This window comes from Kitasatospora sp. NPDC058965 (genome assembly GCF_042741245.1).
GTDB lineage: Bacteria > Actinomycetota > Actinomycetes > Streptomycetales > Streptomycetaceae > Kitasatospora.
Map to the genome: position 1 here is coordinate 1 of NZ_JBHYKG010000136.1, position 21,859 is coordinate 21,859.

Genomic DNA, 21,859 nt, shown 5'->3' on the forward strand with positions numbered 1-21,859 from the left:
GCCCCCGGAGATCCGGGGGCCGCCGCTCGTTCGGGCCGGGGCCCGGGGCTACGACTAGCTGAACGAGTCGCCGCAGGCGCAGGAGCCGGTGGCGTTCGGGTTGTCGATGGTGAAGCCCTGCTTCTCGATGGTGTCCACGAAGTCGACCGTGGCACCACCCAGGTACGGGGCGCTCATCCGGTCGGTGACGACCTTGACGCCGTTGAAGTCCTTGACGACGTCGCCGTCCAGCGAGCGCTCGTCGAAGAACAGCTGGTAGCGCAGGCCCGAGCAGCCGCCCGGCTGCACGGCGACGCGCAGCGCGAGGTCCTCGCGGCCCTCCTGCTCCAGCAGGCTCTTGACCTTGCCCGCGGCCGCATCGGTGAGGAGCAGACCACTCTCGACGGTGGTCTCGTCCTGGACGGTCATCTGTACTCCCGGTCTGTGACGACAAACTGCCGCCAGTGCCAACCAGCGGCCGCCCGGATTGATTCCGGGCAGTGGATCCTCGTGGATGCTTCCCCGGCGAACCGTGCTCCGCACCCTGCCCGTCCATGCTCGCACACCCCGGCCCACCGGTCACGGTCCGTTCACCCGCCCCGGACGTGCGGCCGCTCACAGCGGATCGCCGAAAACCGGCGGCGACGGCACCGCCGAGCGGCCAGGATGGTCGGATGATCCTGCGCCAGCTCCGTGACACCGAGGCCGACACCGAGGCCGTCCGGGAGATCTCCAGGGCCGCCTTCAGCGCGCTGACGCCCGGCTCGACCCGGCGGCCGACCGAGGCCGAGGACGTCTTCCAACGGGCCCGGGCCGGCCACCTGGCCACCAGCGACCCGCAGGGCTGCTGGCTGGCGCTGCAGGACGGCGTCCCGATCGGCTTCGCCCTCTCGGCGCGCCGCGAGTCGCTGTGGCTGCTGGCGCTGACCGCGGTGCTGCCGGAGTACCAGGGCAACGGGGTGGGCCGGCTGCTGCTGGAGCGGACCCTGGAGCACGGGCGCGGCTGCCTGCGCGGCATGATCACCGTCTCGGTCGACCCGCGCGCCGCCCGCCGCTACCGCAAGGCCGGCTTCACCCTGCACCCGACCATGAAGCTCTCCGGGCAGGTCGACCGGTCCGCCCTGCTGGACGCCGGCGAGCTGCCGGTGCACCGCGGCACCACCGGCCACCTGCACCTGCTGGACTCGATCGACCGCCGGCTGCGCGACGCCGCGCACGGCGTGGACCACGGGCTGATGCTGCGCCACTACGAGGAGCTGCTGGTGGTCGACACCATGACCGGCACCGGCTACTGCTACCGGGACGGCGGCACGATCAAGCTGCTCGCCGCCACCTCCCGGCACATGGCCGCCCGCCTGCTGCGCGAGGCGCTGGCCCGGGTGCCGGAGGGCACCGAGGCCAAGGTGGAGTGGATCACCGCCGAGCAGGAGTGGGCGGTCGACGTCGGTCTCGACCTCGGGCTGACCGTGGAGAACCGCGGCTACCTGGCGCTGCGCGGGATGCGCCCGCCGGCCCCGTACCTGCCCAGCGGCGGCTTCCTGTAGCGGCCCGCCCGTCGCGGCTCAGGCCATGGTGTCCAGGATCTCCCGGACCATCTCCATCGTGGTGCCCGGGTGCAGGAAGGCGAACCGGGCCACCGTCTCGCCGTCCCAGCCGGTCGGGGTGACGAAGCCGATCTGGTCCGCGAGCAGCTGCCGGGACCAGGCGTAGTACTGCTCCTCGGTCCAGCCCCGGCGGCGGAAGCAGACCGCGGACAGCTGCGGGTCGTGCAGCAGTTCCAGGTGCTCGCTCTCCCGGATCAGCCGGGCGGTGTCCCGGGCCAGCGCGAGGCCGGCCTCGATCGCGTCGGTGTACGCCTGGGTGCCGTGCACCGCCAGCGAGAACCACAGCGGCAGGCCGCGGGCCCGGCGGGTCAGGTGGTAGGCGTAGTCGGTGGGGTTCCACTCGTCGCCCTCGTGGTGCAGCACGTCCAGGTAGCCGGCGTCCTGGGTGTGCACGGCCTTGGCCAGCCGCGGCTCGCGGTAGAGCAGCGCCGCGCAGTCGAACGGGGCGAAGAGCCACTTGTGCGGGTCGACCACGAAGGAGTCGGCGTGCTCGATGCCGTCGTACCGCGCGCGCACCGAGGGGGCGAACAGGCCGGCCCCGCCGTACGCGCCGTCCACGTGGAACCAGAGGCCGCGCTCGCGGGTCACCTCGGACAGGCCCTGCAGGTCGTCGATGATGCCCTCGTTGGTGGTCCCGGCGGTGCCGACCACGGCGATGACCGTCTCGGGGTGGGGGTCGGCGGCCAGCGCCGCGCGCAGCGCCTCGCCGGTGAACCGGCGGTCGACGGTGGGGACCTTGAAGGCCTCGACGCCGATGATGTTGAAGGTGTTCTTGACCGAGGAGTGCACCTGGTCGGCCACCGCGATCCGCAGCCGCGCCTCCGGGCCCACGCCCAGCCGGCGCCGCGCCGTGTCCCGGGCCACCACCAGCGCGGACAGGTTGCCCGCCGACCCGCCGGAGACGAAGGTGCCGCCGGCCGTGGCGGGCAGGCCGGCCCGGTCGGCTATCAGGCGCAGCACCTGGTTCTCGGCGGCGATCGCCCCGGCCGCCTCCAGCCAGGAGATGCCCTGCAGCGAGGCGCAGGAGACCACCATGTCGAAGAGCAGCGCGGCCTTGGTCGGGGCGCACGGGATGAACGACAGGTAGCGCGGGCTGTCGGCGGAGATCACCGCGCGGGACAGCTCGTGGTCGTAGAGCTTGAGCACGTCCGCCGGGGCGTTGCCGTGCTCGTTCAGCAGCCCGGCCAGGTGGGCGCGCAGCTGCTCGCCGTCGCCGGGGTGGTCCAGCGGCACCGGGTCGTACTGCAGGCGCTCGCGCATGTAGCCGAAGACCAGGTCGACCAGCTCGTTGTCGGGCTGGTGCATGCGGTGCGGGGCGGTGGTCACGGCGGGCTCCTTCGGCTGTCCAACTGCTTGATCAGCGTAGGCAGCGGGGCCCGCGGGCCGCGCGTCCGAATGCGCCGGTCCGGGCAGTTTTCGGGCGTCTTCGCCGGGTGGTGCGCAGGATTCCTGCGCCGGGCCGGGCGGCGGCCCCGCGGGTGCCCGCCGCCGGGCCGGCTAGCCGATCAGCCGGGAGAGCACCACCGAGCTGCGACTGCGCTGGACGCCCGGCTCCTTGCGGATACGTTCAATCACGGCCTCCAGGTGGCGGGTGTCGGCGGCCCGCAGGTGGACCAGTGCGTCCGGGTCGCCGGTGACCGTCCAGGCGGCCACCACCTCGGGGAACTGGCGCAGGCTGGCCAGGATCTCCTCGGGCGCGGTCCGCTCCCGGCAGTAGACCTCGACGAAGGCCTCGGTCTGCCAGCCCAGCAGCTCCGGGTCGAGCACCACGGTGAAGCCGCGCACCACGCCGCGGGCCCGCAGCCGGTCGATCCGGCGGCGCACCGCGGTGGCGGACAGGTTGGCCAGCAGCCCGATCTCGGCGTACGAGGCCCGCCCGTCCCGGCCCAGGTGGGCCAGGAGCAGGCGGTCGGTCTCGTCCAGGTGGACCCCACCGGCGGCGACCGGACTGCTGCTGCTCATGGTGCGGGGTCTCCAGGGTTCGGATTGCGGACGTCGCTTACCGCCCCATTCTCCCGGACCGGGGTGCTCAGTCCACCGTCAGCACGATCTTGCCCCGCGTCCGTCCCTCCGCGTTCAGCTGCTGCGCCGACGCCGCCTGGGCCAGCGGGAAGGTGGCCGCCACGTTGACCGTGAGCCGGCCGGCGTCCGCGAGCGCGGCCAGCGCGGCCAGGTCCGCGGCGTCGGGGCGGGCGAACAGGTAGCGGCCGCCGAACCCGCGCACCGCGGGGTCGGTGGTCGAGACGATCCGCGCCGGGTCCGCCACCAGCTCCCGGGAGGCGGCCAGCGCCGCGCCGCCGACCAGGTCGAAGGCGGCGTCCACGCCCTCCGGCGCCAGCTCCCGCACCCGCGCCACCAGCCCCTCGCCGTGGGCCACCGGCTCCACGCCCAGCCCGCGCAGGTACGCGTGGTTGTGCGGGCCCGCGGTGCCGATCACCCGGGCGCCGGTCGCCACCGCGAGCTGGCTGGCGAGGCTGCCCACGCCGCCGGCCGCGGCGTGGATCAGCACGGTCTCCCCGGGCCGCGGCGCCAGCGCGCCGTGCACCCCCTGGTAGGCCGTCAGCCCGGCCAGCGGCAGCCCGCCGGCCTGCGCCCAGCTGAGCGCGGCGGGCTTGCGGGCCAGCGTGCGCACCGGGGCGGCGACCAGTTCGGCGTAGGTTCCGTGCTGCACCCAGTCCTTGCGGACGCAGCCGATCACCTCGTCCCCCGCCCGGTACTCGGTCACCGACGGGCCGACCCGCTCCACCACGCCGGCCAGGTCCCAGCCCGGCACCACCGGGAAGACCACGTCGAAGACGGCCGCCGGCCCGCCCTCGCGGATCTCCCGGTCCACCGGGTTCACCCCGACCGCCTTCACCCGCACCAGCACCGCGTCGGGGCCGACCTTGGGCTCGGGGAGCTCGACGCACTCGACGACCTCGGGGCCGCCGAAGCTGTTGATCGCGATTGCCTTCATGCGCCCAGCAAACACGCTCGGCGCGGGCTCGAGCGGGAGGCCGGACACTGGGACGTGCCCGGTGTCACCTCCGTCACGTGCAAGGACACGCTGTCCAGACGATCGCGTCACATCGACACGATGTCCATCGTCAGAGTGACGCGAACCGGTTATCATAGATAGCGTCAGAAAGACGAGAAGGCTGGGAGAGTCCGGCCGCACCAGGAGGGCACCCGCCCGTGACCACCACCGTTGACACCAGCTTCACCGAGCCGGCCCCGACCCCGCTCGCCCTGCTGCTGCTCGGCCGCGAGGCCGACCCGAATAGCGAGCGCGGCGTCGAGTGCCCCGGCGAGCTGCCGCCCGCCTCCGACCCCGACCTGGTCGAGCGCGCCCGCGCCGCCAAGGCCGCCCTGGGCGACCGCGTCTTCATCCTGGGCCACCACTACCAGCGGGACGAGGTCATCGAGTTCGCCGATGTCACCGGCGACTCCTTCAAGCTGGCCCGGGACGCCGCGGCCCGGCCGGAGGCCGAGTACATCGTCTTCTGCGGCGTGCACTTCATGGCCGAGTCGGCCGACATCCTGACCACGGACGCCCAGCAGGTCGTGCTGCCGGACCTGGCGGCCGGCTGCTCGATGGCCGACATGGCCACCGCCGAGCAGGTCGCCGAGTGCTGGGACGTGCTGCGCGACGCCGGCATAGCCGACGTCACCGTCCCGGTGTCGTACATGAACTCCTCCGCCGACATCAAGGCCTTCACCGGCAAGCACGGCGGCACCATCTGCACCTCCTCCAACGCCAAGCGCGCGCTGGAGTGGGCCTTCGAGCAGGGGGAGAAGGTCCTCTTCCTGCCGGACCAGCACCTGGGCCGCAACACCGCGGTGCGCGACATGGGCTACTCGCTCGACGACTGCGTGCTCTACAACCCGCACAAGCCGAACGGCGGCCTGACCGTCGAGGAGCTGCGCGCCGCCAAGATGATCCTGTGGCGCGGGCACTGCTCGGTGCACGGCCGGTTCACCGTGGACTCGGTCGCCGAGGTGCGCGAGCGGATCCCGGGCGTCACCGTGCTGGTGCACCCCGAGTGCCGCCACGAGGTGGTCGCCGCCGCCGACCGGGTCGGCTCCACCGAGTACATCATCAAGGCCCTGGAGGCCGCCGAGCCCGGCTCCGCGTGGGCCATCGGCACCGAGCTCAACCTGGTCCGCCGACTGGCCAAGGCGCACCCGGACAAGGAGATCGTCTTCCTGGACCGCTCGGTCTGCTTCTGCTCCACCATGAACCGGATCGACCTGCCGCACCTGGTCTGGGCGCTGGAGTCGCTGGTCGAGGGCCGGGTGCCGAACGTGATCACGGTGGACCCGGAGACCGAGAAGTACGCCAAGGCCGCGCTGGACCGGATGCTGGCGCTGCCGTAATCCGGCGGCAGGACGACCGGCAGCACGACGGAGGGGCGGTACCCGGACCCGGGTACCGCCCCTCCTCGTCGTTCCTGGCGCTCAGTCCGGGAGGCCCGGAATCAGCCCGTCCCCCTCGGTCCGCAGCAGTTCGCGGACCTCGTCCAGGGTCGCGCCCTCGCGCGGCAGGATCGAGTCGGACGGACCGAGGTAGTCGTCCGCCACCGGGACCGCGAACTCGCGCACGGCGCCCAGCAAGTTGTCCAGGGTGGCGCGGAAGGCCGCCTCGTCGTCCGAGTTCAGCGCCGCGAGCAGCTCGTCGTCGAGCTGGTTGAGCCGGTTCAGGTGCTCCTCGGACACCTCGAACTGGCCCTCACCCATGATCCGCATGATCATGCCGGTCTATCTCCCCTGCAGTCGGACGGGCGGGCTTACTTCTGGTAGTTGATGGTGGGCGGCGGGGTGTCCTGCGGCCCCTGCGCGCCCGACTGCTGCGGGTGCGCCTGCTGCCCGCCGCCGTGGCCCTGCTCGATCGCCGCCGGGCCCGAGGACCCGCCGGACAGCTCGGCCTTCATCCGGGCCAGTTCGAGCTCCACGTCGCTGCCGCCGGCCACCCGCTCCAGCTCGGCCTCGATGTCGTCCTTGCGGCCGATGCCGCTGTTGTCGTCGAGCGCGCCGGAGGCCAGCAGCTCGTCGATCGCACCGGCCCGCGCCTGCATCTGCGCGGTCTTGTCCTCGGCCCGCTGGATCGCCAGGCCCACGTCGCCCATCTCCTCCGAGATCCCGGAGAACGACTCCGCGATCCGGGTCTGCGCCTGGGCGGCGGTGTAGGTGGCCTTGATGGTCTCCTTCTTGGTGCGGAAGGCGTCCACCTTGGCCTGCAGGCGCTGGGAGGCGAGCGTGAGCTTCTCCTCCTCGGCCTGCAGCTGCTGGTACTGCACCTGGAGGTCGTTGATCTGGGACTGCATCGCCGACTTGCGGGTCAGCGCCTCCCGGGCCAGGTCCTCGCGACCGAGCGCGAGCGCCTTGCGGCCCTGCTCCTCGTACTTCGCGGACTGCTGCTGGAGCTGGGTCAGCTGGAGCTCCAGGCGCTTGCGCGAGGTGGCGACGTCGGCCACGCCCCTACGCACCTTCTGCAGCAGTTCGAGCTGCTTCTGGTACGAGTAGTCGAGGGTCTCGCGCGGGTCCTCCGCCCGGTCCAGGGCCTTGTTCGCCTTGGAGCGGAAGATCAGCCCCATTCGCTTCATGATTCCGTCGCTCATGGGCCTCGGGTGCCCCCTTCTCCGGGCTGCGGTTGCTAACTCGTACCGAATTATCTACTGCGAGTGTATGTGCAGCGGGGTCCTCGCCGCAGTACACCTACCTGCAACAAGACTGCTACGGCTGCGGGCCCGGTGGCCTCATCCCGAGGGAGGATCACCGACCCTGCCCGATGCCGGGGAGATGCCCTACTGCACGTGCGGCACCGACGGGCTCGACGGCTTTGCGGACGCACCCCGTACGCTTGTCGTGTGTTCCGACGCCGTTCAGACGAAGCCGCCTCCTCCGCCACCGCGCTGGCCGAGCAGGACGACGTGCCCCAGACCCGTGACCCGCAGGCCAAGAAGGGCCGCCCGACCCCGAAGCGCAGCGAGGCCGAGGCCCACCGCCGCACCCGGGTGACGGTGCCCAAGGACCGCAAGGAGGCCGCCAAGCAGGCCCGCGAGCGGATGCGCACCGAGCGCGAGAAGCAGCGCACCGCGCTGCTCAACGGCGACGAGCGCGCGCTGCCGCCCCGCGACAAGGGGGCCGTGCGCCGGTTCGCCCGCGACTACGTGGACTCCCGCTGGGCCGTGGCCGAGTTCTTCCTGCCGTACGCCGTGGTGGTGCTGGTGCTCAGCATCGTCAAGGTGACCTCGCTGCAGATCCTCTCCACCCTGCTCTTCCTGCTCTTCCTGGTGCTGGTGGTGCTGGACTTCGTCCGGCTCGGCCTGGGCCTGCGCCGTGCGCTGGCCAACCGGTTCCCGAACGAGAACACCCGCGGCGCGGTCGGCTACGCGCTGATGCGGACCATCCAGCTGCGCCGGATGCGGCTGCCCAAGCCCGTGGTGAAGCGGGGCGAGCACCCCTGACCGCGGAGCCGCTGCCGTACGACTGGGCCCCCGCCGCGCCGGGGCCCGGTCTGTACGCGCTGCCCGGCCAGGCCGCCGGCGGACACGACCGCGGCTGGGTCCAGGACTGGCAGCACCAGGGCCTGCCGGCCCGCAGCGGGTCGTTCGCCGGCGGGGCCGGGGCCTGGCTGGAGCGCCAGGGCGGGCTGCACAACCTGGTCCGCCAGGAGATGGTCACCCGCCAACTGACCGAGCAGCTGGCCGCGCACTTCGGCGAGCGGGCCACCCGGAGCCCGCTGCGGGTGCTGGACATCGGCTGCGGCCAGGGCACCCAGGCGGTCCGGCTGGCCCGGGCCGGCCACTGGGTCACCGGGCTGGACTCGGACCCGGTCACGCTGGGCGCCGCGCAGGCCGTGCTGGCCGCCGAGCCCCCCGAGGTCCGCGAGCGGGTCCGCCTGCTGAGCGGCGACGGGCACCACTGCGGCCGCTGGTTCGGCCCCGGCAGCTTCGACGTGGTGCTCTGCCACGGCGTGCTGATGTACCTGCCCGACCCGGACCCGCTGATCGCCTCGCTGGCCCGGATGCTCGCCCCCGGCGGGCTGCTCTCGCTGCTCGCCCGCAACCGGGACGCGATGGCCATGCGGGCCGGCCTGACCGGCGACTGGCGGGCGGCCCTGCAGGGCTTCGACTCGGACCACTACACCAACCGGCTGGGCCTGACCGCCCGCGCCGACCGGCTGGCCGACCTGGCCACCACGCTGCGCGAGGTCTCCGTCCCGCTGCGGCACTGGTACGGCGTGCGGGTCTTCACCGACGCCATGCCCGACCACGCGGCCCCGGTGGACGGCCGGCAGCTCGGCCAGCTGCTGGAGGCCGAGGAGCGGGCCGGCCGCGAGGACCCGTACCGCCAGGTGGCGGCCCTGATCCACCTGGTCGGCGCGAAGTAGCTCAGCCTTCCTGAAGGCTCATCGGGTAGATCTCCTGCTCGTCCTCGAGCAGCACCACCCGGTCCACCCCCTCCTCCAGCAGCCGCTTGTACTCCTCGCCGATCCACGACTCGGCGTCGCCCTGGCTGGGGAACTCCTCCACCCCGCCGGCCGGCGTGACCACCGTGCCGTCGGCCGCCTCGTACCGCCACGTCCAGACCATCCGAACTCCTCTCCTCGGCTGGCAGGCTGCCCGCCGTGCCGCCGCTCAACCCTGGTAGGACAGGATGGAGCGTATGGCACGCACCCTGATCCTCGGCGGGGCCCGGTCCGGCAAGTCCACCCGGGCCGAGCAGCTGCTGGCGGCGCACCCCGACGTCCTCTACGTGGCCACCGGCGGCACCCGGGACGGGGACGCCGACTGGGCCCGGCGGGTCGAGCTGCACCGCGAGCGCCGGCCGGCGAGCTGGCGCACCGTCGAGACCCTGGAGCTGACCGGGGTGCTGGCCGACCCGGCGGACCCGGCTCCGGTGCTGGTCGACTGCCTCGGGCTGTGGCTGACCGGGACGATGGACCGGGCCGACGCCTGGGACGAGGACGCCTGGCACCGGTCCGCGCGGGCGGCGGTGGAGGAGCAGTGCGCCGAGCTCGCCGAGGCGGTGCGGCTGACCACCCGTCAGGTGGTGCTGGTCAGCAACGAGGTCGGCCTCGGCGTGGTGCCCGCCACCCCGGCCGGGCGGCGGTTCCGGGACACCCTGGGGCGGCTCAACATGGCGGTGGCCGACGCGGCCGACCGGGTGCTGCTGGTGGTCGCCGGCCAGGCGCTGACCGTCAAGGACGGCGGGCCGGGGAACAGCGCGCCGGTCGGGGGCCTGCGGCCCGGACAGGCCGGGCCGTGATTGGTATGGTTCCCGGCGATGGACACCACCGTGGATCTCGATGTCTTCGCCTCGCTGGTCGAGCGCCCCGACGACGCCGCCCGCCGGGCGGCCGACGAGCACTGGGCCGCCCTCGACCAGCCGGACGGCGGGCTGGGCCGGCTGCAGGAACTCGGCAGCTGGCTCGCCTCGGTGCAGGGCGCCGATCCGGTCAGGCCGCTCGCCGCGCCCAAGGTGCTGCTCTTCGCCGGTGACCACGGCATCGCCTCGCTCGGCGTCTCCCGGCGGCCCGCCGCGGGCGGCACCGCCCGCCGGGTGCACGCGGTGCTCGACGGCAGCGCGCCGGTGGCGCGGCTGGCCCGCCGGTTCGGTGCCGAGGTGCGGGTGGTGGACCTGGCGGTCGACGCCCCGGAGGCGGAGTTCCCCGCCGAGGTGACGCAGCACCGGGTGCTGCGCGGCTCGGGCCGGATCGACGTCGAGGACGCGGTCACCGCCGAGCAGGCCGCCCAGGCCTTCCTGATCGGCATGGCGATCGCCGACGAGGAGGCCGAGCTCGGCACCGACCTGGTGGTGCTGGGCGACCTCGGGGTCGGCTCCACCGCGGTGGCCGCGGTCCTGGTCGGCGCGCTCTGCGGCACCGACGCGGCCGCGGTCTGCGGGCGCGGCTCGGGCATCGACGACAAGGTGTGGATGGTCAAGTGCGCCGCGATCCGCGACGCGCTGCGCCGGGCCCGCCCGGTGCTCGGCGACCAGCTGGCGCTGCTGGCCACCGCGGGCGGCGCCGACTTCGCCGCGATCACCGGCTTCCTGCTGCAGGCCGCGGTGCGCCGACTGCCGGTGGTGCTGGACGGCGTGGTCTCGGCCGCCTGCGCGCTGGTGGCCCAGCGGATCTCGTTCCGGGCGCCGGAGTGGTGGCGGGCCGGCTCGCTGACCGGCGAGCCCGCGCTGGCCAAGGCCTACGACCGGCTGACCCTGACGCCGCTGCACGACCAGCAGGTCACCGCCGGTGAGGGGCTCGGCGCGCTGCTCGCGCTGCCGCTGCTGCAGGCCGCCTCCGACGCGCTGGCCGAGGCGGAGTTCGTGCCGGCCGTCCCGGCCGCGCCGCGCACCCCGGCACCGCTGCCCTCGGCCGCCGAACTGCTGGGCAAGTTCTGAGCCCCCGGATACGCCCGGGCCTGCACGGACTGCGCTTCGCCTTCGGCACCCTGACGGTCCTGCGGGTGCCGGTGGCGCGCTGGGACCGGCCCTCGGCCGGGCGGGCGATGCTGGCCGCACCGCTGGTCGGCGCGGTGCTCGGCGCCGCGGCCGGCGCGCTCGGCGCCTTCTTCGCCTGGCGCGGCGCCCCGCTGCTCGGCGCGGTGGCCGCCGTCGCGGCGCTGGCCGCGCTGACCCGCGGGCTGCACCTGGACGGCCTGGCCGACGTGGCCGACGGGCTGGGCAGCGGCAAGCCCGCCGAGGACGCGCTGCGCATCATGAAGCAGTCCGACATCGGCCCGTTCGGCGTGCTCACCCTGGTCCTCGTGCTGTTCGCCCAGACCGCCTGCCTGGCCGCGCTGTTCGGCCACTCCGCCCGGCAGGGCGCGCTGGCGGTGCTGACCGCGGCGGTGGCCGGGCGGTGCGCCCTGGGGTGGGGGTGCCTGCGCCCGGTGCCGCCCGCCCGGCCCGGCGGGCTGGGCGCGATGGTCGCCGCCACCGTCTCCCCCACCGCCGCCGCCGCGGTCACGCTGACCTGCGCGGTGCTGCTGACGCTGCTTCAGCCCTGGTCGGGTCCGGCCCTGATCCTCGGTCAACTTGCCGCAGTACTCCTGCTGGTCCGCTGCGTGCGCCGGTTCGGCGGGATCACCGGCGACGTGCTGGGCGCCCTGGTCGAAACCGCCCAGACCGCCGCGCTCGTTCTGCTGACAGTCAACCCCCGGCTCCCGTAGCGTCAGCTCGTGGTTTCCCCGCACTCCCCCAGGGGACGCGGCATCCCACTATGCGGACTACCATGCGGGGAGCACCGTAGCCCTGCGCCGTGTCGGCGGAGCATGCTGGGGCTGTAGCCATGCCGCACATCCGGCCGTGGACCGCGAAAGAACAGGACGCATTTACGTGACTGCATTGTCTGTGAGCACCTCCTCCGCCGCCGCGCTGCGCGCGGACGCCCTGGTGATCGGTGTGGCGAAGGGCCCCAAGGGCCTGGTGGTGGCCTCCGGCGCCGAGGCGGTGGCCGAGGCGTTCGACGGCAAGCTGGCCGAGCTGCTCAGCACCCTGGGTGCCACCGGTGCCGAGGGCGAGGCCACCAAGCTGCCCGCCCCGTCCGGCACCAAGGCCGGTTTCGTGCTGGCGGTCGGCCTGGGCGACGCCGCCGAGGCGGGCTACCCGGCCGAGGCGCTGCGCCGTGCGGCCGGCACCGCCGCCCGCATCCTGGCCGGCGCCAAGAAGGCCGGCCTGGCGCTGCCGGCCGACACCGCCGAGGAGGTCGAGGCGGTCGCGCTCGGCGCGCTGCTCGGTGCCTACGACTTCACCGCCTACCGCACCGCCGAGGGCGGCAAGGAGCCGGTGGGCGAGCTGGCGCTGCTGACCACCCGCAAGGGCAGCAAGGACGCGAAGGCCGCGCTGGAGCGCGCCACCGTGCTGGGCGAGGAGATGAACCGCGCCCGCGACCTGATCAACACCCCGCCGAACGACCTGAACCCGAAGTCCTTCGCGACCATCGCGCAGGCCGTCGGCAAGGAGTACGGCCTCAAGGTCGAGGTGCTGGACGAGAAGGCGCTCGCCAAGGGCGGCTACGGCGGCATCCTGGGCGTCGGCATCGGCTCGGCCAACCCGCCCCGGCTGGTGAAGATCGCCTACACCCACCCGAAGGCCAAGGCCTCGCTGGCCTTCATCGGCAAGGGCATCACCTACGACTCGGGCGGCATCTCGCTCAAGCCGGCCGGCCACAACGAGACCATGAAGTGCGACATGTCCGGCGCCGCCGCCGTGTTCGCCTCGGTGGTCGCGGCCAAGCGGCTGGGCCTCGCGGTCAACGTCACCGGCTGGCTGGCGCTGGCCGAGAACATGCCGTCCGGCTCCGCCACCCGCCCCGGCGACGTGCTGCGGATGTACGGCGGCAAGACCGTCGAGGTGCTCAACACCGACGCCGAGGGCCGCCTGGTGCTGGCCGACGCGATCGTGCGGGCCGGCGAGGAGAACCCGGACGCGATCGTCGACGTGGCCACCCTGACCGGTGCCATGGTGCTGGCGCTCGGCACCCGCACCTTCGGCGTGATGGCGGGCAGCGACGAGTTCCGCGAGCAGCTGCACGCGGTGGCCGGCCGGGCCGGCGAGCAGTCCTGGCCGATGCCGCTGCCGGCCGAGCTGCGCAAGGGCATGGACTCGCCGGTGGCCGACCTGGCCAACATGGGCGAGCGGATGGGCGGCGGCCTGGTGGCCGGCCTGTTCCTGAAGGAGTTCGTCAAGGAGGGCATCGACTGGGCCCACCTGGACATCGCCGGTCCGGCGTTCCACGAGGGCGCGCCGTACGGCTACACCCCCAAGGGCGGCACCGGCAGCGCCGTGCGCACCCTGGTGCAGTACGCGACGGAGACCGCGCAGGGCTGACCCCGTGCGATCCGAACAGGGCCCGGTGCTTCGGCACCGGGCCCTGTCGGCGTTCGACCGCAGTTGACTTTTCCCCGGGGTTACCCATCGGTAGCGGCGCACGCCGTTCACCTGCATGTTCGCCTCCGGCGAAACTTTGTTCCACGACGTGGAATCAGCGACGGCCAGGATCGGGCAAGAGTGCTCACGGCACCCGGTGCCACCGCCCCTGACCTGCACAGACATGCCTCCTGGAGGGTCACCGGAGCCCCACCCGCGACCCGCTCGACCCCCCACAGGGTGGACCCGGCCTTCAGGCGCCGTGAACAAGTGCGAAGATGTATTTCCGGCACGACTGGGCGCCTCACGAGGGCATCGGGGCACACCGGACCCAGCACCGGCCCGGACGATCCACACCCATTGCATGGAGGACGTGACGTGGCGAACGACGCCAGCACCGTTTTCGACGTAGTCATCCTCGGAGGCGGAAGCGGCGGCTACGCCGCGGCGCTCCGCGCCGCTCAGCTGGGCCTGAGCGTGGCCCTGATCGAGAAGGGCGAGCTGGGCGGCACCTGCCTGCACCGCGGCTGCATCCCGACCAAGGCGCTGCTGCACGCGGCCGAGATCGCGGACGAGACCCGGGAAGCCGGCGAGTTCGGCGTGCTGGCGACCTTCCAGGGCATCGACATCAACGGCGTCCACAAGTACAAGGACGACGTGATCTCCGGCCTGTACAAGGGCCTGCAGGGCCTGGTCGCCTCGCGCAAGGTCACCTTCGTCCAGGGCGAGGGCCGGCTCTCCTCGGCCACCTCGGTGGACGTCAACGGCCAGCGCATCGAGGGCCGCCACATCGTGCTCGCCACCGGCTCGGTGCCGAAGTCGCTGCCCGGCCTGACCATCGACGGCGACCGGGTCATCTCCTCCGACCACGCCCTCAAGCTCGACCGCATCCCGCAGTCCGCCGTGATCCTCGGCGGCGGCGTGATCGGCGTCGAGTTCGCCTCCGTCTGGAAGTCCTTCGGCGTCGACGTCACCATCGTCGAGGCGCTGCCGCACCTGGTTCCGCTGGAGGACGAGAACTCCTCCAAGCTGCTGGAGCGCGCCTTCCGCAAGCGGGGCATCAAGTTCGAGCTCAAGGCCCGCTTCTCGGGTGTCGAGTACACCGAGACCGGGGTCCGGGTCTCCACCGAGAACGGCAAGCAGATCGACGCCGACCTGCTGCTGGTCGCGATCGGCCGCGGCCCGGTCTCGCAGGGCCTGGGCTACGAGGAGGTCGGGGTCGCCATGGACCGCGGCTACGTCCTGGTCGACGAGTACATGCGCACCAACGTGCCCACGATCTCCGCGGTCGGCGACCTGGCCCCGACCCTGCAGCTGGCCCACGTCGGCTTCGCCGAGGGCATCCTGGTCGCCGAGCGGCTGGCCGGCCTGAAGGCCGTGCCGATCGACTACGACGGCGTGCCGCGGGTCACCTACTCCAACCCCGAGGTCGCCTCGGTGGGCATCAGCGAGGCCAAGGCGGTCGAGCTGTACGGCAAGGAGAAGGTCGTCACCCTCAAGTACAACCTGGCCGGCAACGGCAAGAGCAAGATCCTCAAGACCGCCGGCGAGATCAAGCTCGTCCAGGTCAAGGACGGTGCTGTGGTGGGTGTCCACATGGTCGGCGCCCGCATGGGTGAGCAGGTCGGCGAGGCCCAGCTCATCTACAACTGGGAGGCGCTGCCCGCCGAGGTCGCGCAGCTCATCCACGCGCACCCGACGCAGTCCGAGGCCCTCGGCGAGGCGCACCTGGCGCTGGCCGGCAAGCCGCTGCACGCGCACGACTGATCGCGCTCGCCCCACCCTCACCAACTGTCCCTGTACGCAAGACTTGAAATGGAGTCGCTGGAACCATGGCGGTCTCAGTAACGCTGCCCGCGCTGGGCGAGAGCGTGTCCGAAGGTACTGTCACCCGCTGGCTGAAGGCCGAGGGTGAGCGAGTGGAGGCCGACGAGCCGCTGCTCGAGGTGTCGACCGACAAGGTCGACACCGAGATCCCCGCGCCGGTCTCCGGCATCCTCGCCGCGATCAAGGTCGCCGAGGACGAGACCGTCGAGGTCGGCGCCGAGCTGGCCATCATCGACGACGGCTCCGGTGCCCCGGTCGCCGCCGCCGCCCCGGCCGCCGAGGCCGCGCCGGCCCCGGTCGCCGCCGCGCCGGCCCCCGTTGCCGAGGCCCCGGCCGCCGCTCCGGCGCCGGTCGCCGCTCCGGCCGCCCCGGCCGGCGAGGCCACCCCGGTGCTGCTCCCGGCGCTCGGCGAGTCGGTCACCGAGGGCACCGTCACCCGCTGGCTCAAGGCCGAGGGCGACACCGTCGAGGTCGACGAGCCGCTGCTCGAGGTCTCGACCGACAAGGTCGACACCGAGATCCCGTCGCCGGTGGCCGGCACCCTGGTCAAGATCCTGGTCGGCGAGGACGAGACCGCCGAGGTCGGCGCCCAGCTCGCGCTGATCGGTGCCGCGGGTGCGGTCGCCGCCGCTCCGGCTCCCGTCGCCGCCCCGGCCGCCCCGGCCCCCGTCGCCGCCGCCCCGGCCCCGGTCGCCGACTCGGGTGACGCCTACGTGACCCCGCTGGTCCGCAAGCTCGCCGCCGAGCAGGGCATCGCGCTCTCCGCGATCACCGGCTCGGGCGTCGGCGGTCGGATCCGCAAGCAGGACGTGCTCGCCGCTGCCGAGGCCGCCAAGGCCGCCGCTGCCGCCCCGGCTCCGGTCGCCGCCGCCCCGGCCGCGCCGAAGGCCGCCGCCGCGCCGTCCCCGCTGCGCGGCCAGACGGTCAAGATGACCCGGATGCGCAAGGTCATCGGCGACAACATGCTGAAGGCCCTGCACGAGCAGGCCCAGCTGACCAGCGTGGTCGAGGTGGACGTCACCAAGATCATGTCGCTGCGCGGCAAGGCCAAGGACTCCTTCCTCGCCCGCGAGGGCGTGAAGCTGTCCCCGATGCCGTTCTTCGTCAAGGCCGCCGCCCAGGCGCTGAAAAGCCACCCGGTGATCAACGCCCGGATCAACGAGGCCGAGGGCACCATCACCTACTTCGACTCCGAGAACATCGGGATCGCGGTGGACTCGGAGAAGGGTCTGATGACCCCGGTCATCAAGGGTGCGGGCGACCTCAACATCGCCGGCATCTCGAAGAAGACCGCCGAGCTGGCCGACAAGGTCCGCACCAACAAGATCACCCCGGACGAGCTGTCCGGCGCGACCTTCACCATCAGCAACACCGGTTCGCGCGGCGCCCTGTTCGACACCGTCATCGTCCCGCCGAACCAGGTCGCCATCCTGGGCATCGGCGCGACCGTGAAGCGCCCGGTGGTCATCGAGGCCGACGGCGGCACCGCCATCGGCATCCGCGACATGACCTACCTCTCCCTCTCCTACGACCACCGCCTGGTGGACGGCGCCGACGCCGCCCGCTACCTGGTCGCGGTCAAGGAGATCCTGGAGGCCGGCGAGTTCGAGGTCGAGCTCGGCCTGTAAGGCTGCCCCCGGGCGACTGACGAGCCCCCGGTCCGCTGCGGCGGACCGGGGGCTCGGTCGTGCGCGGATCCGTCAGACGTGGACGACCCTGACCCGTGGCTCGTCCGCGCACAAGCGCAGGAGGTCGTCGGTATCGCTGGTCAGGACCGCGACCGCGCCCGGCCTCGACATCGCTGTCGCGGCGACCACCGCGTCGATCGCGTACTTGTGACCGTGCAGGCCGTGCATCCGGAGCAGCTCGGTCGCTCGAAGCGCGATCTGCTCGGTCACGGGCTGGATGTCCACCCTGGACAGCACGTAGGACAGCCAGGCTCGGGACACTCGGTCGTGGTACGCCTCGGGCACCGTCATCGCACTGACGACGACCGCCGTTCCCTTCTTGGTGGCGAGCGCCAGGTCTGCGAGCGCCGGCGGTTGCTTCGTCAGCAGGCGGGACAATGCCTCGCTGTCCAGCACCCAGGTACTGGGCGTACCTACTGACCGAACGCTTCGTGCCACCTGTCCTCCGCCTCTCGCATCAGTTCGTCCGGGATCTGCCCGTGCTCGGCCTCGTGGGCCTCCACGATCTCGCCGAGCTTGATCATGGCAATCTGATGCGCTGCGGCCTCCGCGACGAAGCGGCTGAACTCGCGCTTGCCGACCCGTGCCCGGATGTCGTCGACCAGGTCGTCCGGCATGGAGACACTGACCTTGACGGCGTGCCCGACAGGGGTTGCGACGGTGGGCCGGACGTCCTCCGGCTCCTCCGCGGACCCCGCCCCGACGGCCTTCTCCATGAGCTCTGCTCCCATGCTCCAGAACGTACTACCCCGAGTATCAATCCCCTCCCCGGTTCCGACCACCTTCACCCATCCCAGCGAGCGCACCGCGTTGCCGCACGGCGCGTAGGCATGCGTTCGAGTACCCGACCAGCGATGCTGGTGCGGTGATGTACGAGACCGACTTCTGGCAGATCATCGACGACACCCGGGACGCCGCCGAGGGCGATCCGGAGGACCAGGCCGACCTGCTGGTGGAGCGGCTGGTGCAGTTGACGCCGGATGAGGTGATCGACTTCGCGCGACTGTTCGAGGCGCGGTTCCAGCGGGCGTACACCAGGGAGCTGTGGGCGGCGGCGCACCTGATGCTCGGCGGGGCGTCGGAGGACACCTTCGACTACTTCCGCTGCTGGCTGATCGCGCAGGGGCGCGAGGTGTTCGAGGGCGCCGTGCACCAGCCGGACGACCTGGCCGAGCTGGTGCCCGACTTCGACGAGGAGGAGGACGGCGACGCCGAGGAGTTCGGCTACGCCGCCGACGAGGCGCACGAGCAGCTCACCGGACTGCCGCTGCCGGACCTGGGGACCAGTCAGCCGCGCCAGCCCGAGGGCCGGCCCTTCGACTTCGACGACCCGGGCGGGATGGCCGAGCGGTTCCCCAAGCTCTGGGAGATGTTCGGGGACTGACGGACCATCAGGCCGCGTTGGCCGGCACCGCGACCTGCACGCCGCCGACCAGCTGGTCCAGCACCTCGGGCTTGGGCGCCTGCGGGTCGTCGTCCACCGAGCCGACCAGCAGGTTGCAGCCGCCCGGACCGGGCAGCGCCACCAGCAGCACGTAGCCCTGGGCGCCGCTCCGCTGGGGGGTGACGTGCCAGCGGACCTCGTAGCCGGTGCGCCCCGCCGCGGTGAGCGGGCCGGCGGCCAGCTCCTGGTGGTCGGCGAGCGGGCCGAACAGCTGCGGCGCGTAGGCGGCGACGGCCTGCCGGGCGACCTGCTGCGGATCGCTGCCGGGGGTGGGGTCGGTGTCGATGGAGAAGTTGCCGCGCACGCAGCCGCCGGGGGTGGCGCAGTCGTAGGGGCCGGTGACCAGCAGCACCGAGGTGGCCGCGTCGTGCTTCTCGGAGGTCCAGCCCGCCGGCAGCGGGACGCTCCAGCCGTGCGCCAGGTCGAGCACCGAGGTGCCGTCGGGGGCCACCGGCGCCGCCGAGCCGCCCGCCGCGGGCGGCGTGGGCCCGGGCGTCGCGGGCGCCGGGCTGCCGGGGTCGGCGGGGGCCGACGGCGCCGGGTGGTCCTGCAGCGGCGGCACGGCGGCACCGACGGCCGGCCGGCCGCTGCCCTTCAACGCGACCACGCAGACCGCGGCCGTCACCATGACCAGCGCCAGCGAGCCCGCCAGCACGCCGAAGACCAGCCCGGTGCGCCGGGGCGCCGGGGCCGGCGGCGCCCCGGGCACCGCGCCCGGCACCGCGACCGGACCCACCAGACCCACCGGACCGACCGGACCCACGGGACCCACGGGACCCACCGGACCGACCGGACCCACGGGACCCACCGCACCCACCGGCGGGGGCGGCACCTGGTACGGCGCCTGCGGGAACCCGTACCCCGCCGGCTCCGGCACCGCCGGGTGCCCGTACGCCGGCGAGGCGTCGGAGACCGGGCTCGGTTCCGGGTGGGCCGGCACCAGTGGCCGGCGCCGCTGCGTCCAGGCGCGCCCGTCCCAGAAGCGCTCGTACCCCGACACGTGGGGGTCCGGGTACCAGCCGGGAGGAGTCGAGTTGCTCACGGCACCACCGTATCGGTCCGGCCCCGGGCGCTGACAGGTCGGGCGGACGGCCCGGCCCCGACGCGCGGTCCGGAGCCGACGAACTGTCAGGATGGGTCCATGCGCATCGCAGTCACCGGCTCCACCGGCCTGATCGGCTCCGCCCTCGTCCGCTCGCTGCTGACCGACGGCCACCACGTGGTGCGCCTGGTCCGGCACCGCTCCGCGCTCGGCCCGCACCCCGACGGCTCCACCGCGATCGGCTGGAACCCGGCCCGCGGCGAGGTGGACCGCGCCGGGCTGGCCGGGGTCGACGCGGTGGTGCACCTGGCGGGGGCCGGGGTGGCCGAGCGCCGCTGGAACGACGCGTACAAGCGGGAGATCCGGGACAGCCGGGTGCTCTCCACCCGCACCCTGGCCACCGCGCTGGCGGAGCTGGAGAAGCCGCCGGCCGTGCTGCTCAGCGCCTCCGCGGTGGGCTTCTACGGGCAGACCGGGGACCGGGTGATCGACGAGTCGGCGCCGGCCGGGTCGGACTTCCTGGCCGGGGTCTGCGTGGACTGGGAGGCGGCGGCCCGCCCGGCCGAGGAGGCCGGCATCCGGGTGGTGCACCCCCGCACCGGGCTGGTGCTGAGCTCCCGGGGCGGGGCCGGCGGGCGGCTCTTCCCGCTGTTCAAGCTGGGACTGGGCGGTCGGCTCGGCTCGGGCGAGCAGTACTGGAGCTTCGTCTCGACGGCCGACGAGGTGGCCGCGCTGCGCTTCCTGCTGGAGGCCGACCAGGTCCGCGGCCCGGTGAACCTGACGGCGCCGAACCCGGTGACCAACGCCGAGCTGACCGCGGCGCTGGGCCGGGTGCTGGGCCGGCCGACCCCGTTCCCGGTCCCGGAGTTCGCGCTGCGGCTGGCGCTCGGCGAGATGGCGGTCGAGGTGGTGGGCAGTCACCGGGTGCTGCCGGCCAAGCTGCTGGCGGCCGGGTTCGGCTTCCGGCACCCGGAGGTGGAGCAGGCGCTCCGCGCGGCGCTCGACGAGTGAGCCGAGGCACACCGGCGCACCCGGGCGGGCGCTAGGGGCGCACGGCAGGGCGCACGCCCCTGCGGTGTGCCCCCCGGCGTGCCACCAGCGCGGGGCGCCCCCTGCGATCCGTGCCGACACCCCTGCCTGATCAAGGTTCTGACGGGGCATCACCCCCTCGGACCGTCCCGGCACGCCCGCAGCCGTCCGCCGGCCGGAGCTCCGGGACCAGGGAGGGAGCTCGCCCGTGACCCCACACGACATCACCCGCCGCAGCCGCACCGACGACCCCGACGTGGTCGTGGTGGGCGCGGGGCTGGCCGGCCTGACCGCCGCCCGCTCGCTGACCGCCGCCGGACTGGAGGTCCGGGTGCTGGAGGCCGCCGAGCGGATCGGCGGTCGACTGGCCGGCCACCAGCTGGACGGATACCGGCTGGACCACGGCGGCCAACTGCTCAACACCGGCTTCCCGGAGCTGGCCCGCCGCCTCGACCTGGACGAGCTGCAGCTGTGCCCGCTCACCCCCGGGGTGCTGGTGCACAGCGGCGGCCGCCGGTACCGGGTCGGCGATCCGGTGCGGCCGCCGACCCGGCAAGCCACCACCCGGTCGGCCTTCGGCACCCCGCTGGAGAAGGCCCGGCTCGGCGCCACCCTGAACCGGCTGGCCACCACGCCGGTGCCCCGGCTGCTGGCCCGTCAGGAGACCACCACGGCCCGGGCGCTGGCCGAGCGCGGCCTGCCGCCCCGGGTGGTGGACGGCTTCCTGCGCCCGCTGCTCGGCGCACTGCTCAGCGATCCCGCGCTGACCACCAGCAGCCGGGTCGCCGACCTGGTGCTGCGCGGCTACGCCCGCGGCCGGCTGGCGCTGCCCGCGCAGGGCAGTGCGGCCGTGCCGGCCCAGCTCGCCGCCGCGCTGCCGCCGGGGACCGTGTGCACCGGCGTGCGGGTCACCTCGGTCGGCACCGACGGGGTGCGGACCGCCGCGCACGGTCCGGTCGGCGCCCGCGCGGTGGTGCTGGCCACCGACGCCCGCGCAGCCGCCGAGCTGCTGCCCGGGCTGCGGCTGCCGGAGTTCCACCCGGTCACCACGTACTTCCACACCACGGCGCAGCCGCCGCTCGCGGAGGGCGTGCTGCTGCTGGACGCCGACCGCGGTTCGGGCCCGGCCCCGGTCTCGCACTCCGTGGTGCTCAGTCAGGTGCACCCCTCCTACGCCCCGGCCGGCCGCAGTCTGGTCGCCACCACGGTGCTGGGGCGGCGCGCCTTCGGGGCGGGCGGACCGGCCGGGCTGGAGAGCGCGGTGCGGGCCCGGCTGGCCGAGCTGTACGGCCTCGCCCCGCGCGAGTGGGAGTTCCTGAGCGTGCGCCACCTGCCGGAGGCGGTACCCGCGATGCCGCCGCCGGACAACCTGAGCCGCCCGGTCCGGCTTCTG

Annotated in this window: 23 protein-coding genes; 13 read left to right on the top strand and 10 right to left on the bottom strand. The window is 73.7% G+C overall.

Translation table 11 applies throughout. From position 1 onward, the window contains the following. Window positions 1-54: 54 nt before the first annotated feature. A complete protein-coding gene (gene erpA / locus ACFW1A_RS22210) occupies window positions 55-408 on the bottom strand; it encodes an iron-sulfur cluster insertion protein ErpA (RefSeq protein WP_380410868.1) in 354 nt (117 codons plus the stop codon). Between the two features lie 245 nt (window positions 409-653). Here erpA and ACFW1A_RS22215 point away from each other — a divergent pair, with 245 nt between their 5' ends. Continuing rightward, complete coding sequence (locus tag ACFW1A_RS22215; RefSeq protein WP_380410869.1) at window positions 654-1,523, top strand: GNAT family N-acetyltransferase; 870 nt, start codon at window positions 654-656, stop codon at window positions 1,521-1,523. Between the two features lie 18 nt (window positions 1,524-1,541). Here the strand turns inward: ACFW1A_RS22215 and ACFW1A_RS22220 are convergent, their stop codons facing one another. From ACFW1A_RS22220 to ACFW1A_RS22230, 3 genes are all read right to left on the bottom strand, one after another. Then, window positions 1,542-2,909, bottom strand: a complete 1,368-nt coding sequence (locus ACFW1A_RS22220) for a pyridoxal phosphate-dependent decarboxylase family protein (protein ID WP_380410870.1) — start codon at window positions 2,907-2,909, stop codon at window positions 1,542-1,544. Between the two features lie 171 nt (window positions 2,910-3,080). Beyond that, window positions 3,081-3,545 carry an Lrp/AsnC family transcriptional regulator gene (locus tag ACFW1A_RS22225; protein ID WP_380410871.1) on the bottom strand — a complete coding sequence of 155 codons (465 nt, stop codon included), beginning with the start codon at window positions 3,543-3,545 and terminating at the stop codon, window positions 3,081-3,083. A 67-nt stretch (window positions 3,546-3,612) separates the two neighbouring features. After that, entirely contained in the window at window positions 3,613-4,539 is a 927-nt protein-coding gene (locus tag ACFW1A_RS22230) for an NADP-dependent oxidoreductase (RefSeq protein ID WP_380410872.1), read from the bottom strand. A 218-nt stretch (window positions 4,540-4,757) separates the two neighbouring features. Between ACFW1A_RS22230 and nadA the strand changes: the two genes are divergently transcribed. After that, on the top strand, window positions 4,758-5,939 hold the full coding sequence (nadA, locus tag ACFW1A_RS22235) for a quinolinate synthase NadA (RefSeq protein ID WP_380410873.1): 1,182 nt from the start codon (window positions 4,758-4,760) through the stop codon (window positions 5,937-5,939). An 81-nt stretch (window positions 5,940-6,020) separates the two neighbouring features. On the opposite strand, the gene ACFW1A_RS22240 is transcribed toward nadA, so the two are convergent. Together ACFW1A_RS22240 and ACFW1A_RS22245 are read right to left on the bottom strand one after the other, a co-directional pair. Then, window positions 6,021-6,314, bottom strand: coding sequence for a hypothetical protein (locus ACFW1A_RS22240; protein WP_380410874.1), 294 nt, complete (start codon window positions 6,312-6,314; stop codon window positions 6,021-6,023). 35 nt (window positions 6,315-6,349) lie between these two features. Next, window positions 6,350-7,165 (bottom strand): PspA/IM30 family protein, encoded by an 816-nt coding sequence (locus ACFW1A_RS22245; RefSeq protein ID WP_380410875.1) that lies wholly within the window; start codon window positions 7,163-7,165, stop codon window positions 6,350-6,352. 264 nt (window positions 7,166-7,429) lie between these two features. Between ACFW1A_RS22245 and ACFW1A_RS22250 the strand changes: the two genes are divergently transcribed. Both ACFW1A_RS22250 and ACFW1A_RS22255 read left to right on the top strand, forming a co-directional pair. Continuing rightward, window positions 7,430-8,029: a DUF3043 domain-containing protein gene (locus tag ACFW1A_RS22250; protein WP_380410876.1), complete on the top strand. Its 600-nt coding sequence runs from the start codon at window positions 7,430-7,432 to the stop codon at window positions 8,027-8,029. Between the two features lie 209 nt (window positions 8,030-8,238). Then, a complete protein-coding gene (locus ACFW1A_RS22255; protein WP_380410877.1) occupies window positions 8,239-8,955 on the top strand; it encodes a class I SAM-dependent methyltransferase in 717 nt (238 codons plus the stop codon). Between the two features lies 1 nt (window position 8,956). Here the strand turns inward: ACFW1A_RS22255 and ACFW1A_RS22260 are convergent, their stop codons facing one another. Continuing rightward, entirely contained in the window at window positions 8,957-9,157 is a 201-nt protein-coding gene (locus ACFW1A_RS22260) for a hypothetical protein (protein WP_380410878.1), read from the bottom strand. 73 nt (window positions 9,158-9,230) lie between these two features. Between ACFW1A_RS22260 and cobU the strand changes: the two genes are divergently transcribed. From cobU to sucB, 6 genes are all read left to right on the top strand, one after another. Further along, window positions 9,231-9,833, top strand: a complete 603-nt coding sequence (cobU, locus tag ACFW1A_RS22265) for a bifunctional adenosylcobinamide kinase/adenosylcobinamide-phosphate guanylyltransferase (protein ID WP_380410879.1) — start codon at window positions 9,231-9,233, stop codon at window positions 9,831-9,833. A gap of 18 nt (window positions 9,834-9,851) precedes the next feature. Continuing rightward, window positions 9,852-10,967, top strand: a complete 1,116-nt coding sequence (locus tag ACFW1A_RS22270) for a nicotinate-nucleotide--dimethylbenzimidazole phosphoribosyltransferase (RefSeq protein ID WP_380410880.1) — start codon at window positions 9,852-9,854, stop codon at window positions 10,965-10,967. Window positions 10,968-10,975: 8 nt separating this feature from the next. After that, window positions 10,976-11,737 carry an adenosylcobinamide-GDP ribazoletransferase gene (locus ACFW1A_RS22275; protein ID WP_380410889.1) on the top strand — a complete coding sequence of 254 codons (762 nt, stop codon included), beginning with the start codon at window positions 10,976-10,978 and terminating at the stop codon, window positions 11,735-11,737. 166 nt (window positions 11,738-11,903) lie between these two features. After that, the gene (locus tag ACFW1A_RS22280; RefSeq protein ID WP_380410881.1) at window positions 11,904-13,397 is read left to right on the top strand and encodes a leucyl aminopeptidase; all 1,494 of its coding nucleotides are present in this window, start codon (window positions 11,904-11,906) and stop codon (window positions 13,395-13,397) included. Window positions 13,398-13,814: 417 nt separating this feature from the next. Next, window positions 13,815-15,203 carry a dihydrolipoyl dehydrogenase gene (gene lpdA, locus ACFW1A_RS22285; RefSeq protein WP_380410882.1) on the top strand — a complete coding sequence of 463 codons (1,389 nt, stop codon included), beginning with the start codon at window positions 13,815-13,817 and terminating at the stop codon, window positions 15,201-15,203. Between the two features lie 65 nt (window positions 15,204-15,268). After that, the gene (gene sucB, locus ACFW1A_RS22290; protein WP_380410883.1) at window positions 15,269-16,891 is read left to right on the top strand and encodes a 2-oxoglutarate dehydrogenase, E2 component, dihydrolipoamide succinyltransferase; all 1,623 of its coding nucleotides are present in this window, start codon (window positions 15,269-15,271) and stop codon (window positions 16,889-16,891) included. 72 nt (window positions 16,892-16,963) lie between these two features. Here sucB and ACFW1A_RS22295 read toward each other — a convergent pair whose 3' ends face one another. Then, window positions 16,964-17,347, bottom strand: a complete 384-nt coding sequence (locus ACFW1A_RS22295) for a type II toxin-antitoxin system VapC family toxin (RefSeq protein ID WP_380410884.1) — start codon at window positions 17,345-17,347, stop codon at window positions 16,964-16,966. 17 nt (window positions 17,348-17,364) lie between these two features. After that, window positions 17,365-17,667 (bottom strand): hypothetical protein, encoded by a 303-nt coding sequence (locus tag ACFW1A_RS22300; RefSeq protein ID WP_380410885.1) that lies wholly within the window; start codon window positions 17,665-17,667, stop codon window positions 17,365-17,367. Window positions 17,668-17,819: 152 nt separating this feature from the next. Between ACFW1A_RS22300 and ACFW1A_RS22305 the strand changes: the two genes are divergently transcribed. Continuing rightward, window positions 17,820-18,335 (top strand): DUF4240 domain-containing protein, encoded by a 516-nt coding sequence (locus ACFW1A_RS22305; protein ID WP_380410890.1) that lies wholly within the window; start codon window positions 17,820-17,822, stop codon window positions 18,333-18,335. 7 nt (window positions 18,336-18,342) lie between these two features. Here ACFW1A_RS22305 and ACFW1A_RS22310 read toward each other — a convergent pair whose 3' ends face one another. Beyond that, window positions 18,343-19,437 (bottom strand): DUF2510 domain-containing protein, encoded by a 1,095-nt coding sequence (locus tag ACFW1A_RS22310; RefSeq protein WP_380410886.1) that lies wholly within the window; start codon window positions 19,435-19,437, stop codon window positions 18,343-18,345. Window positions 19,438-19,536: 99 nt separating this feature from the next. Here ACFW1A_RS22310 and ACFW1A_RS22315 point away from each other — a divergent pair, with 99 nt between their 5' ends. Then, the gene (locus ACFW1A_RS22315) at window positions 19,537-20,448 is read left to right on the top strand and encodes a TIGR01777 family oxidoreductase (protein ID WP_380410887.1); all 912 of its coding nucleotides are present in this window, start codon (window positions 19,537-19,539) and stop codon (window positions 20,446-20,448) included. A gap of 226 nt (window positions 20,449-20,674) precedes the next feature. Beyond that, window positions 20,675-21,859 (top strand): FAD-dependent oxidoreductase (locus tag ACFW1A_RS22320; protein ID WP_380410888.1); only part of this gene is annotated, 1,185 nt, incomplete at its 3' end.